The sequence below is a fragment of the Nonomuraea sp. NPDC004354 genome (genome assembly GCF_053602555.1).
Genome location: NZ_JBSGDV010000012.1, coordinates 1 through 13,382, shown reverse-complemented (window position 1 = coordinate 13,382; position 13,382 = coordinate 1). Strand labels below are relative to the sequence as shown.

Here is a 13,382-nt window from a genome sequence, read left to right as displayed (position 1 = left end):
CCTGTGGACAGTTCCGTGTACGTCTTCGCCGAGGATCTGCGCAGCGAGGGCATGGAGAAGGTGCTCGACAGGATCCGCGGCTACGGCGTCGGCGGCGTGACCGTCGGCGTCGTGCACCACGGCACCCGCGACGTCACTCCGCACGGGCTGTCCAGGCTCACCCTCCGCCACGACGGAGCGCACTTCTCGCTGCCCGACGACCTGTTCGGGCAGCTGCGCCTGCTTCCCGCGCCCGGCCACCTCGACGTCCTCGACGGGCTGCGCGCGGCCTGCACGGCGCGCGACCTGAAGTTCCACGGCTGGACGGTGTTCCTGCGCAACGAGACGATCGGCGCCCAGCACCCCGACGTGACCGTGCGCAACTGCTTCGGCGACCGCGGCTACCCCACCGACCTGTGCCCGGCCCACCCCGACGTCAGGCTCTACGCCGTCGCGCTGGCCAGAGCCGTGGCCCGGCTCGGCGTCGACAGCGTGGTGGCCGAGTCGCTGCACTACCGCCCGCTCAAGGCCGAGCGCTCGTTCGTCCCGCTCGGGCCGATGGACGCCTACCTCATGGCGCTGTGCTTCTGCGACTTCTGCATGCGCAGGGCCGGCGACCTGGGCGTCAACGCCGAGGTGGCCCGCGACGAGTGCTCACGCATCGTCGGCGCGGTCCTGGACGGCGAGCCGCCCGCGCAGGGCGAGGTCACCAGGGCGGCGCTGACCGCCTACGCCGGGCCCGACGTCGTCAACTACGCCCGCGCCCGCTCCGAGACCGTCACCTCGCTGGTGTCCGAGGTCTCGGCCGCGGTCGCCGCCGAGGGGTCGCAGCTGACGTTCATCGACGCCACGGGCGCCGTCAAGGGCTACAAGCACGGCCTGCCCTCGCCCGGCCTGGCCGCCCACGACGCGTGGCAGCTCGGCGTCGACCTGGTCGCGCTGGGCGACCTGGTGCCGTCCTTCGGCGTCCTCGGCTACGCCCGCGACGCCGCCCGGGTGGCCGACGACGTGGCCGCCTACCTGCGCTCGGTCGGCAAGGACCGCGAGGTGCGCGCCGTCCTGCGGCCCGGACACCCCGACAGCGACACCGCCGACCGGCTCGTCGCCAAGGTCCGCGCCGCCAAGGCCGCGGGCGCCGCCGCCGTCGACTTCTACGCCTACGGGCTGGTGCCGTACCCGACGCTCGACCGCATCCCGGCCGCGCTCGGCTGACGCTCACGCGCGGCACCGGCCGCGCGTCGGTCGACGGACGCTGGCGAGCAGCGTAGGCCGCGCGTCTTTCGACGGACGCTCGCGAGCAGCGTGGGCCGCGCGTCGGTCAACGCTCGTGACCGGTACGGCCCCGCGTCACCTGACACTCGCCAGCAGCATCGGCAGCGCCCGCTCCAGCTCTCTCGTCCAGTACGGCCAGCGGTGCGTGCCAGGGCCCTAGAGGTTCACGGTGACCTTGACGCCCGCCCTCCTCGCCGCGGCGACGAAGGCGCGGTTCTCCCTCTCGACGAACTCCTCGCCGACGTCCTTCGGCGTGTTCCGCCCGTCGAGCGGGCCCGGCTCGCCGTTCCCGCAGGAGACATGGACGGGGATGCCCTTCAGCCTGCCCGCGAGCGCGGTCGGGTTGTGCGCGGCGAGGTCGGTACCCCACAGCTTGCCGGGGTCGTCGCCGGACAGGGAGGTGAGGTGGTCGACGTCCTGCCGGCTGACGTCGAGCAGGCCGGAGAAGGAGGCCGCCGCCCTGAACATGCCGGGATGCCGCGCCGCGTAGGACAGCGCCCCGAACCCGCCCATCGACAGGCCCGCGACGGCCCGCCTGCCGGTGCCGCCATAGCGCCGCTCCACCAGCTCGCGGACCTCGGTGAGGTGGAAGGTCTCCCACTGGGGGCCGTCCAGCCAGTCGCTGTAGAAGCCGGCGAAGCCCGCCTCCGGCATGACCACGATCACGCCGGCGTCCTCGGTCACCTGGTCGGCCCTGCCGCTGGTCACCCACGCGCTGCCCGCTTCCCTGCAGCAGCCGTCGAGCAGATAGAGGACGGGCCAGCGGGTGCCCGGACGCCAGGCGGAGGGGAGCAGGATCTGGACCTCCGCCTCCCGCCCGACGGCGGGGGAGTCGACGACGAGTGTGACCAGGCGGCCGTCCCGCCGCTCCGACACGATGACGGGCGCGGTCGGCCTCCCGGGACCGGCGCCGCTCGACGGCGTCGCCGCAGTGACGCCGCTCGGCGGCATCGCCGGAGTCGAACCACTCGGTGCCGCCGGGGTCGCGGCGCTCGGGGGTGCCGCCGGGGAGGCGGCGCTCGGGGGTGCCGCAGGGCCCGGGCCGCTCGGGGGTGTCGCCGGGGTGGCGGCGCTCGGCGGCGCCGCCCTACCCGCGCCGCTCGGCGGCGCCGCCGTACCCGCGCCGCTGGGAGGTGTCGCCGGACCCGTGGCGCAGCCGACGGCGGTCAGCGCCGTGACGAGACAGGCGGCGAGCAGGCGTCGGATCACTGCGGCTCCCTTGTGGGCGGCTACTGCTGTGGTGTCACCCCGTCGAGCACCGCCGACACGGCCCGCCGCGCGAACCCGGCCTCCAGCGGCAACCCCCTGAACACCGCCCGCACCCACACCGCGCCCGCCAGCAGGTCGACGAGCAGCATCGGATCGGTGTCGTCCCCGAGCTCACCCCGGGCCATGGCCCGTTCGAAGACCTCCCGCTCGCGGGCGAACCGGTCGGCGAAGAACCCCCGCGCGTTCAGCTCCGGATGATGTACGGCGGCGCCGAGCGCGGCCACCGCGATGTCGCTCGACGGCGGGCGCGTGATCAACGCGATCATGCCGTCGACCAGGGCTTCGAGATCGCCGCGCAGCGTGCCGGTGTCGGGCTGGTCGAGGGCGAGCGTGTCGGCCTCGACCAGGGCGGCGGCCAGCAGGGCGGGCTTGGACGGCCACCAGCGATAGATGGTCGTCTTGTTGACGCCCGACCGCTCGGCGACGCCTTCGATGGTCAGGTCCTCGTAGCCGCGCTCGGCCAGCAGGGTGAGGGTGGCCTCGAAGATCTCCTGCTGCTTGCGCGGTGCCATACGGGCGATCGTAGCAACGCACCGTTGCGTTGTGCGGGTGAAAGCCGGGTTCAGGCGGTGCGACGGTGCTTCAGGCAGTGCGACCGCGGTTCAGGCGGTGCGGTCGCGCTTCAGGGGGTGCGGCTGCGGTTCATGCGGCGCGACGGCGGTTCATGCGGTGCGGCGGCCCGTGAACGCCGTCGCGATGCCCAGGCCGATATAGACCAGCCCGCTGACGTACCGCAGCGCCGTGGCCCGCTTGGCCAGCCGATCGCTCAACGCCCCCGCCATGAACGCGTACACGATGTCCGACAGCAGCCCCAGCAGCAGCAACGTCCCGCCGTACAGCACGATCTGCATCGCAGGGGACCCGGCCGCCGGGTCGACGAACTGCGGCAGCAGCGCCAGGAAGAACAGGATGACCTTGGGGTTCAGCACGTTCACCAGCACGCCTTCGAGGAACACCGCCCGCAGCGGCTGCGGCTCCGCCGTACGGGTGGTCAGCTCCTCCTTGCCGGTCAGCGTCCGCACCCCCAGATACACCAGGTACGCCACACCCGCCCACTTCACCACCGCGAACCACGTCGCCGACTGCGCGATCAGATAGGACAGGCCGGCGGCCGCGGCCGCGATGTGCACGAGGGTGCCGGTCTCCACCCCGAACGCGCTGGCCAGCGCCGCCGACCTGCCCTGCGACAGCCCCCTGGCGGCGATGTAGAGGTGGTTCGGCCCGGGGATGAGGACCAGGGTGAGCGAGGCGGCGAGAAAGAGAAGCATGCGCTGACGCTACGCCGGACTTGGTCCATGGATGTGGTCCAATGACCGGTGTTTCCATGGGTCCAATGGGAATGTCCGCCGGTCATGGCATAGTGGCCGGATGAACGGGCTGATGATCGGGCGCTCCGCCGAGCTGGGCGGACTCGTTCGTGTGCTCGACAACGCCGTGACGGGCCGGGCGGGCGTGGCCCTGGTCGGCGGCGACGCGGGCATCGGCAAGACCCGCCTGGCCACCGAGCTGGTCGCCGAGGCGCGCCGTCGGGGCGTCCAGGTCATGGTCGGCCAGTGCGCCGAGCTCGGCGACGCCCTGCCGTACCTGCCGCTGGCCGACGCGCTGCGCGAGCCCGCGCTCGCCGCCGCCGTCGCCGCCCGGCCCATCCTCGGCCGGTTGCTCGACGACCGCGGCGCCGCCGCGTCCTCCTCGGGGCTGACCCAGCAGCGGTTGTTCGGCTCGCTGCTCGGCATGCTGTCCGACATCCAGCCCGTCCTCTTCGTGATCGAGGACCTCCACTGGGCCGACCGCTCCACCCGCGACCTGCTGGTCTTCCTCAGCCGCATGCTGCAGTCGGAGCGCGTCTGCGTCGTCGGCACCTACCGCACCGACGACCTGCACCGCCGCCACCCGCTGCGCCCCGTGCTCGCCGAGCTCAAGCGCCTGCCCTCGGTGACCGCCATCGAGCTGGGCCCGCTCGGCGCCGGCGAGATGTCCGACTACGTGACCACCCTCGGCGAGGTGGGCGCCCGCGGCCTCGGCGAGATCGTCGCCCGCGCCGACGGCAACCCCTTCTACGCCGAGGAGCTGTTCGCCGCCATGGCCGAGGGCGAGGCGCTGCCCGACAGCCTCGCCAGCCTCCTGCTGACCCGCGTCGAGGTGCTGTCCGAGCCCGGCCAGCGGGTCCTGCGCGCCGCCGCCGTCGCCGGCCGCCGCGTCGAGGACACGCTGCTGCGCGAGATCTCCGGCCTGCCCGTCGGCGAGTTCGAGGAGGCCGTGCGCGAGATCGTCTCCCGTGGTCTGCTCCGCGTCGACGGCTACGGCTACGCCTTCCGCCACGCGCTGCTGCAGGAGGCCGTCTACACCGACCTGCTGCCGGGCGAGCGCACCCGCCTCCACACCGCCTTCGCCGCGCGGCTCACCTCGCCCGCCGAACTCGCCCACCACCACCTCGCCGGCCACGACCTGGTCGGCGCCCTGACCGCCTCCGCCGAGGCGGGCCGCATCGCCGAGCGCCTCGGCGCCCCCGCCGAGGCGCACCGCCACTACGACCAGGTCCTCGAACTGTGGGACCGCGTCCCCGACGCCGAACGGCGCGCGGGCGAGCCCCGGCGTGCCCTGGCCATGCGCAGCGCCATCACCGCCGCCGACAGCGGCGACAACCATGGCGCCATCGCCCGCCTGCGCGCCGTCCCGGCCGGCCCCGACGTCCAGGAACGCCTGGCCACCTACCTGTGGGAGATGGACCAGAGCGAGGAGGCCGTCGCTGTCGCCGAGTCCGCCGTCGCCACCGCCACCGAGCCCGCCGTCCTGGCCCGTGCCCTGGCCACCCTCGCCCGCTGTCTGTCCTGGACCGACCGACACGGCGAGGTCGAGGAGCTGGCCGAGCGTGCCCTGGCCACCGCCCGCTCGGCCGGCGCCACCGACGCGGAGGCCAGCGCCCTGGTCACCCTCGCCGCCGCCGCCGCGCTGCGCGGTGACTGGGCCCACGCCGAGCGCCTCTTCGGTACGGCTGCCGCCCGCACCTCCGGCAACCTCGCCATCGACCTGCGCGCCCTGTTCAACCTCGCACGCCTCCACTACGACCTCGGGCGTCTCGACGAGGCCGCCGAAGTCGCCGAGCGCGGCATCGCCGTGGCCAGCGAGACCGGGCTGACCTGGAGCACCTACGGCACCGACCTGCGCTTCCTCCGCTTCCTCATCCACTACGTCGCGGGCGAATGGGACGCCGCCGAGGCCGTCGCCGCCCGCTTCCCCACCCGGGCAGGCACCGTCCCCGAGTCCACCCTTTCGTCGTTCGCGCTGTTCATCGAGGTCGCCCGCGGGCTGCCGAACGTCGCCGAGCGCCTCACCTGGCTGCAGCCGTTCTGGAGCGACGACCTCGTCGCCTACATGTCCCGCGGCCTGGCCGCCGAGCACGCCCTATGGAACGGCGACCCCGTCGCCGCCCTCGACCACGTCGAGGCGGTCCTCGACATCCTCAGCCCGAGCGACCCCGGCACCCTCCGCATCGTGAGCACCGGCCTGGCGGCGCTGAGCGAGCTCGGCCGTACCGACGGCGCGGACGAGCTGATCGCCCGCGCCCGCCACGCCGCCTCCAACGGGCCCGACGGCGAGCGCGGCGAGATGGGCCTCGAAGGCCGAGCCTGGCGGCTGCGCGCCGAGGCCGAATGGGCGCGCGTCCACGGCCGCTCCGACCCTGGCCAGTGGCGCGAAGTCGTCGAGGCGTTCTCCTATGGCTTCGCCTACGAGGTGGCCCGCTCCCGCCGGCGGCTCGCCGAGGCGCTCCTGGCCACCGGCGACCGTACCGCCGCGCAGGAAGAATGGACCCTCGCCCGCGAGACGGCCGCGAAGCTCGGGGCGGCGCCGCTCGCCGCCGCGCTCGACGAGTTCGGCCGCCGGGTCAGGTTCACCGGCTCCGGGCCCTCAGGAACGCTCACGGCGCGAGAGGCGGAGGTGCTGTCGCTGGTCGCCGAAGGGCTGGGTAACAGGGAGATCGGCGAGCGGCTGTTCATCGCGCAGAAGACGGTGAGCGTCCACGTCTCCAACATCCTGGGCAAACTCGACGCCTCCACCCGCACCGAGGCGGCGGCCATCGCCCGCAAACACGGCCTGCTGCCGTAGCCCGCGCGCCTTCACGCGGCGCGTGTTCCAGGCCCGCTGCCAGCGCGCTTTCGCCTGGCGTATGTTCCAGGCCTGCAGCGGCAGGCGCCGACCAAGCCGGGCACCGAGGCGCCCGTAGGTAGGAGAGCCGACCGCAGCAGCGGTCCGGTACGCCTCCACGGGCCATCCAGGCCTCATGGCGGCTCCAGCCCGGATCTGCCGTCGTAAGCGGCTCCACGAGCCCCTGAACGGCCGCAGACCGGCTTGCCGTCGAAGGGGGGCTCGCCTGGCGTCCGGGTGGCCGCCACCGCTCGCGGGCGTTATCGCCTATCGCGGGAGGGTTCTGCCGTGGGAGGGTCGTCGCCTCCCAAGGGAGGGTTCTACCGCGCGAGGGTTGTCGCCTGCCGAGGGAGATCGGAGAGTCTCCGCTCGGCACAGGAGCGCCTCCGGCCGAGTCTGCCGGTGCACCTCCACCCGACACCTGGACGGCCACCGCCCACGGCGAGATCCGCCCTAAGCCTTGGCCCTGTCCGCCAGCTCCCTGACCACCTGGATCAGCTCGGCCGGATCGAACGGCTTGGTGAGGTAGGCGTCAACCCCGATCCCCAGCCCGCGCCGCCGGTCCGACTCCTGGGCTCTTGCGGTGATGAGCACCACCTTGATGTGGGCGGTGCCCTCGTCGGTGCGCAACCGCGAGGCCGTCTCCCAGCCGTCCAGCCGGGGCATCATCACGTCGAGCGTGATGACATCGGGCATCACGTCCAAGACTTGATCGAGGCAGTCCTGGCCGTCCGTCGCGGTCACCACCTCGAAACCCTCCAAGGTGAGATTGACCGCGATGAGCTGCCTGATGACCTCGTCATCATCTACTACAAGCACCCTGCCCAGATCATCGCCCACGGCCGCCAAGGTAACCCGTCGCGAGGCCCGCCCGTGCGGTTTTCGTTGGATGTGTGCTCGGAGCTTCATCGTGGTGCAGAGTGGTGGGTGAATGCTGGTAACGTTGTCAGTCGTCGAGCCCCCTTAGCTCAGGGGATAGAGCACCGGCCTCCGGAGCCGGGTGCGCAGGTTCGAATCCTGCAGGGGGCACTCGATCTTGAGCGGCGGTTTTGGCCGCCGACCAGGGCAAACAGCGCAGGTACGGGCGGGCCTCCAGTCTCACGGAGTCCCGCCCGTTCTCGTTGAAGCTCGCTGGCTGTGGGCCAGTTGTGGGCCGACCTCGGGTGGCGGGTGCCTGGCAGATCTGGCGAGGTCGACACCAGCCAGCCTGAAGGTCGGCAAGGAAGTGCATGTTCACGCCGTGTTGCTTCTGTCCGCTGCTGCCGTACGGTGGCTTGTGAGCACGCCACCAACGGGGGATGAGGGTGCTCTCCACCACATAGATCAACCAGGGCGCCCTTTCCGGGGCTGCGCGGATGTGGCCGACCAAAGGGACTGGTTTCCAGACGTTAGCGCCCGACTGTGGTGATGCCGATAGTCGGGATGACACCCAGAGATGCGCGTAGGTGTCGCCGTTGCGCAGGTGAGCTAGGGCGAGCAGCGCTTATCGGGCCGGGCCAAACCGTCGACAACAGCAGCGCCATTCGGTGCGCTGAGCGCGGCTGAGCACAGCCAGATGGGTCAGGGCAAGGCTGAGTGAATCCGAGCACGATGTGCACGGTCAGGTGGGCGGCCAGCATGATCCAGGCTGGCGGCCTTGAGGTTTCCAGGCGGACGGTCATGCGGCGTCTGGGTGGGCGGGATAGGTCAGGATGGTTTCGACGGAGTGAGGTGGAACCTACCCGGCGGAAGTGGTCAGGCACATGGATTACACGCCGGACAACATCGTGTTCCGGGACGGTAAGGCCGCCGCGCTGATCGACTTCGACATCGGCAAGCCGATTGCCCGGGTGGATGAGGTGGCCAACGAACCTCATTCCGGATGAATCGTCACTACGTTCCAGCGTGCTGGCATGCCGTCGCCATGGCACTCCACTGCGGTCGCCGACCTGACGCAATCAGCATGCCGCCATAAGGGACGAGCTCTATGATCAGTTCGTCCTGATCATAGAGATTCGGAGAAGATGTCAATCGCATGCGCCGCGCCATGGTCCTTCTGGGTGGCGTCGCCCTCGCCGTCGGCGCATTTGCCCTCTTCTACCGGGGCCCGGGACAACCGTTCATCCGCGGTTACGTGAGCGACGTCGGCGCCACCATGCTGGTCTATGCGTCCTTGGGGCTGCTGTGGCGCACCACCGCCGCACGGCGCACCCTGGCCACGGCCACGATCGCCGCCGCCGTCGAGTTTTACCAAATAGTCGGCATGACCCCGCCGGGCATCGGCGGTGTCCTGGTTGGCGCGTTCCCCGACCCATGGGACCTGGTCGCCTATGCCATCGGTGTGGTCGCGGCCCTGGTCTGGGAACGCCGATTGGTCCGATCCGGTGATCAGACCGGCTGACTCTCGGACGCCACCCCACCGGCACGCTGACGGTACGGATGCCCCCACAGCAGCGAGATCATCGGGTTCGTCCTGCGCGGCGGCCAGCCTTCGCAAAGCAGGACCGCCGTATCTCAGGACATTCCGCTGGGTTCTGCGGAAGGCTCGACGGCTGCCGAGTGCGCCCTTCTGACGTGCACCGATGCGCTCTAAGCAGCTTTCTGCTGATTCTGCGACACCGGGCAGGCGCACATCAAAGCACGACACCAGTCGCGGGCAGGCAGGCCGTCCGGTCTCGCTGTGATCGTCCCTTCGTGTGAATGGCCGCCGCAGCGTCGTGTCCGGACTGTGACATCCCGCGCACATGCCTGGAGCCGGCGCAAGAAGTGCTCTCGGTCCACGGCTCCCATGAATATGGACGAACCGGTGGTGGGTGCTCGACCCGGCGCGGCTTGGAGGGCCTTTCGGGCCGGTTGCCAGCCGGATCTACGGCCGGCCCCTGGAAGGCGCGGGTAGAACGGTGATCGTGGATAGGCCTCGGGAGCCGGGTGGGCAGGTTCGAATCCTCCAGGGGGCACTCACGATCTCCACTCCAGCGGCCTGATCGAGGCGGTTCAGCGCGATGGCAAGGCGGGCCAGCCCGCGCGGACTGTCGCTCGGTGCTGATCACGCGTCGGCGGACGTCCTTGAGTCGGCGGTCGCCGTAGCAGCCGCTGGAAATCCAGCGCATTCGCTCGACCTGCGGGGATAACGATCCGATGAAGGTCGGCGGTGTTCGTGGCTTGTGCTCGGCGGCGGTTAGCCGGTTGTCGCCGTGGTTCGGCACAATGCTGACGTGCGAGTCGGATTGCTGGGACCGTTCGAGGTCCGTAACCACGATGAGGCCGTGGTGGAGGTTCCTGGGGTTCGGCTGCGCGCATTGCTGGCCGCCCTTGCCCTCGAACCTGGCCGGGTCGTCACGCGGGCGAGGCTGGTGGACTGGATCTGGGGGGAGCAGCCGCCCGCGGACGAGGTGAACGCCTTGCAGGCGTTGGTGTCCCGGCTGCGCAGGGTGTTGCCGGACGGCGTGATCGAGGCGGATTCCGGCGGGTACCGGCTGGCTGTGGCGCCTGATGCCGTGGACGTGTACCGGTTCGAGCGCCTGGTCGGTCAGGCCCGTGCCGCCGAGCCCGCGGCGCGGGCGGATCTGCTGCGCTCGGCCCTGGCGTTGTGGCGCAGTACGGCCATGGCGGACATCGCGCTCCAGGGCAGCGACGCGTTCGACGCCGCGGTCGCGCGTCTGGACGAACTCCACGTCGCCGCGCTCGGGGATCGGGTGGATGCCGACATTCGCCTCGGCCATGGCTCGGAGCTGGTCTCGGAGCTGACCGAGCTGGTCGCCACGTACCCGCTGCGGGAGGGGTTCGTGGCAGCCTTGATGCGAGCGCTCGCCGAGGCGGGGCGTGGGAACGAGGCGCTGACCCTGTACCAGCGGACGCGCGAGCGGCTCGCTGAGGAGTTGGGTGCCGACCCGTCGGCCGAGCTCTCCGCGCTGCACACCGCGTTGCTCCGCGGTGAGCTGGGCGGGCGGGCGGAGAACCGCAGGACGAACCTGCGCGCCGAGCTGACGAGTTTCGTCGGCAAGGATGACGACATCTCCGCGGTCGCCGGTCTGGCCGTCAAACACCGGCTGGTCACCTTGACGGGGGCGGGTGGCTCGGGCAAGACAAGGCTGGCCACGGAGACCGCGCGGACGATGCTCGCCGAACTGCCGGATGGGGCGTGGCTGGTCGAACTGGCCTCGGTGCGGGCAGGCGGTGAGCTGGCGCAGGCCACCCTGACCGCGATCGGCCTGCGCGAGCAGCCGTTGCTCGGTGACGGGCGGGGTGGGGAGCCGATGGATCGGCTCATCGCCGCGGTCAGGGAGCGCGCGATCCTGCTGATCCTGGACAACTGCGAGCACGTGATCGAGGCGGCCGCGGCCTTCGCGGATCGGCTCCTGGGGGAGTGCCGGAGGCTGCGGATCCTGGCCACGAGCAGGGAACCGCTCGGCATCACCGGGGAGGTGCTGTGGCAGGTCGAGCCGCTCGCGCTGCCCGCGAAGGGGGCGGACCTCTCCGACGTCGGGTCCTCGCCCGCGGTGCGGCTGCTGCGGGACCGCGCGGGTCTGGTGCGCCAGGACATCGGCGCCGACGCGCACACCTTGTCGACCATGGCGCGGATCTGCCGGGCGCTGGACGGGATGCCGCTGGCGATCGAGCTGGCCGCGGCCCGGCTGCGCACCATGTCCATCGATCAGCTGGCCGGCGGGCTCGATGACCGTTTCCGGCTGTTGACCGGCGGCAGCCGTACGGCGCTTCCCCGGCACAAGACGCTGCGCGCGGTCGTGGACTACAGCTGGGATCTGCTGACCGAGGCCGAACGCGGCGTGCTGCGGCGGCTCTCGGTGTTCTCCGGCGGGGCGAGCCTGGAAGCGGCCGAACGGGTGTGCGGGGACGAGGCGTTCGCCGGGGAGCAGGTGTTCGACGTGCTGGCCGCGTTGATCGAGAAGTCCCTGGTGCTCGCCGACGGCGAGGGCACGCCGCGCTACCGGATGCTCAACACCATCAGGGAGTACGCGGCGCACCGGCTCGCCGAAGCCGGCGAGACCGAGCCGGCGCGGCGGGCGCACCTCGCCTACGTCACCGAGCTGGCCGAGACCGCCGAGCCGCACCTTCGTCAGGCCGAGCAGCTGGAGTGGCTGTCCACGCTCAAGGCCGAGCACGACAACATCAATGCGGCGCTGCGCGGGGCGATCGCCGAAGGATGGGCCCAGGAGGCGATGCGGCTGGTCGCGGCCGTGGGCTGGTACTGGTTCCTCAGCGGGCACAGGGCCGAGGGCACCGCGTTGAGCATCGCGGCGGCCTCGCTGCACGGTGAGGTGTCCGATGAGGTGCGGGCGATGGCGTACGGCATCGTGGCGGTGTTCGTGTCCTCCGGGCCGGGTGGTGATCAGTATCAGGCGCGGGAGTGGATCCACGGGGCGCACCGGCTCACCCAGCGCGGCGAGTACCGCCATCCGCTGCTCGGGTTCGTCGCGCCGCTGGAGCGGCTGCTGGAGGAGCCGACGGAGGTCCTGTCCGCGTTCGAGCCGCTCATCGCCGGCGACGATCCATGGGCGCGCGCGCAGGCCAGGCTCAGTCGTGCCAGATTCCGGCTCACGCTCGGTCGCGACGAGACCGACGTGGACGTCGACCTCGAAATCGGTCTTGCCGAGTTCCGCACGCTGGGCGACCGGTGGGGGATCTCGTTGGCGCTGAGCTTCCTGGCCGATCGGCTCGCCACGCGAGGCGAGTTCGCACGCGCTTGTGAGTACTACGACGAGGCGGTCACGGCGCTGACCGAGTTGGGTGCGAGCGAGGACGTGGTCGGCATGCGGGCGCGGCAGGCTCAGCTGTACTGGCTGCTCGGCGATGAGCGTTCCAGCACGTCGGCCATGGCCGAAGCGGAGCGGTACGCGGACGGGATCGCCTGGTCGGGCACGCTCGCCGGGCTGGCGCTTTCGAAGGCGCAGCTGGCGCGCTGGCGCGGCGAGCCGGACCAGGCACGCGAGCACCTGGCCACGGTGCGGGCGGTGCTGGGCGACGCGGAGACAGGCGACTCCGTCCTCGCCCATGCCATGGACCTGTACGGCTACCTCACCGAGGATCTCGAGCAGGCCCGCGCGCATCGGACCGAGGCGTTGCGCGCGGCCATCGGGACGACGTATCCGCCGACGATCGCCGAGGTGTTGATCGGGATCGCGGATCTCGCCATGCGCCAGGGGCAGGACGAGCAGGCCGTGCGACTGCTCGCGGCGAGCGACGGGGTGCGCGGTACGCCGGATCGTTCGCTGCCGGACGTTGCCAGGATCGTCGCGGACACGCGCAAGCGCCTCGATGAAACCGTGTTCGCCGAGGCGACCCGTGACGGTGCGCGGTGGGATTGGCGTGAGCTGGCCGAGATCACGCTCGCTCCGTGAACGACGCAGACGTGAGCCGGCCGAGATCACGCTGCCGGGACCCCCACTCGCCGGAAGAGCCGCGGGTTCGTGGCACTCATGCCACGTCCCAGGTGACCGGGAGGCTCTTCACCCCGTAGACGTCCGCCGTCTCCGGGCGCAGGGCGACCTCGTCGGCCGGTACGGCCAGGCGCAGCGTGGGGAAGCGGTTGACCAGCGCGGGGAAGGCGACCCGCATCTCGACGCGGGCCAGCTGCTGACCCAGGCACTGGTGGATGCCGTGGCCGAAGGCCAGGTGCCCGCCGTCCTGCCGGCGCAGGTCGAGCACGTGGGGGTCGGAGAAGCGCTCGGGGTCGCGGTTGGCGGTGTTGTACGACAGGATGACCATCGAGCCGGCCTTGA

The 13,382-nt window shown here is 71.5% G+C and carries 10 protein-coding genes and 1 tRNA gene; 6 read left to right on the top strand and 5 right to left on the bottom strand.

Annotation, left to right across the window (positions count from 1 at the left end; translation table 11 throughout):
• Positions 1–3 precede the first annotated feature (3 nt).
• On the top strand, positions 4–1,191 hold the full coding sequence (locus ACWENQ_RS28480; protein WP_452416993.1) for a hypothetical protein: 1,188 nt from the start codon (positions 4–6) through the stop codon (positions 1,189–1,191).
• A gap of 216 nt (positions 1,192–1,407) precedes the next feature.
• Here ACWENQ_RS28480 and ACWENQ_RS28475 read toward each other — a convergent pair whose 3' ends face one another.
• The 3 genes from ACWENQ_RS28475 to ACWENQ_RS28465 all read right to left on the bottom strand — a co-directional run bounded on the left by ACWENQ_RS28475 (position 1,408) and on the right by ACWENQ_RS28465 (position 3,788).
• Complete coding sequence (locus tag ACWENQ_RS28475; RefSeq protein WP_452416992.1) at positions 1,408–2,460, bottom strand: alpha/beta hydrolase; 1,053 nt, start codon at positions 2,458–2,460, stop codon at positions 1,408–1,410.
• A 20-nt stretch (positions 2,461–2,480) separates the two neighbouring features.
• Entirely contained in the window at positions 2,481–3,032 is a 552-nt protein-coding gene (locus ACWENQ_RS28470; RefSeq protein ID WP_449930655.1) for a TetR/AcrR family transcriptional regulator, read from the bottom strand.
• A 150-nt stretch (positions 3,033–3,182) separates the two neighbouring features.
• Positions 3,183–3,788 (bottom strand): LysE family translocator, encoded by a 606-nt coding sequence (locus ACWENQ_RS28465; protein WP_354911384.1) that lies wholly within the window; start codon positions 3,786–3,788, stop codon positions 3,183–3,185.
• Between the two features lie 100 nt (positions 3,789–3,888).
• Here ACWENQ_RS28465 and ACWENQ_RS28460 point away from each other — a divergent pair, with 100 nt between their 5' ends.
• Positions 3,889–6,624 carry a helix-turn-helix transcriptional regulator gene (locus ACWENQ_RS28460; protein WP_452416991.1) on the top strand — a complete coding sequence of 912 codons (2,736 nt, stop codon included), beginning with the start codon at positions 3,889–3,891 and terminating at the stop codon, positions 6,622–6,624.
• 492 nt (positions 6,625–7,116) lie between these two features.
• Here the strand turns inward: ACWENQ_RS28460 and ACWENQ_RS28455 are convergent, their stop codons facing one another.
• A complete protein-coding gene (locus tag ACWENQ_RS28455) occupies positions 7,117–7,482 on the bottom strand; it encodes a response regulator transcription factor (RefSeq protein WP_354911476.1) in 366 nt (121 codons plus the stop codon).
• A 138-nt stretch (positions 7,483–7,620) separates the two neighbouring features.
• On the opposite strand from ACWENQ_RS28455, the gene ACWENQ_RS28450 reads away from it, so the two are divergent.
• The 4 genes from ACWENQ_RS28450 to ACWENQ_RS28435 all read left to right on the top strand — a co-directional run bounded on the left by ACWENQ_RS28450 (position 7,621) and on the right by ACWENQ_RS28435 (position 13,001).
• A tRNA-Arg gene (locus ACWENQ_RS28450) sits at positions 7,621–7,692 on the top strand.
• A gap of 701 nt (positions 7,693–8,393) precedes the next feature.
• Complete coding sequence (locus tag ACWENQ_RS28445; protein WP_449930601.1) at positions 8,394–8,528, top strand: hypothetical protein; 135 nt, start codon at positions 8,394–8,396, stop codon at positions 8,526–8,528.
• Between the two features lie 149 nt (positions 8,529–8,677).
• The gene (locus tag ACWENQ_RS28440; RefSeq protein WP_452416989.1) at positions 8,678–9,043 is read left to right on the top strand and encodes a DUF2809 domain-containing protein; all 366 of its coding nucleotides are present in this window, start codon (positions 8,678–8,680) and stop codon (positions 9,041–9,043) included.
• Between the two features lie 814 nt (positions 9,044–9,857).
• A complete protein-coding gene (locus tag ACWENQ_RS28435) occupies positions 9,858–13,001 on the top strand; it encodes a BTAD domain-containing putative transcriptional regulator (protein WP_452416987.1) in 3,144 nt (1,047 codons plus the stop codon).
• A 76-nt stretch (positions 13,002–13,077) separates the two neighbouring features.
• On the opposite strand, the gene ACWENQ_RS28430 is transcribed toward ACWENQ_RS28435, so the two are convergent.
• Positions 13,078–13,382: cytochrome P450 (locus ACWENQ_RS28430; protein WP_452416985.1), on the bottom strand; the 305-nt coding region annotated here is incomplete at its 5' end.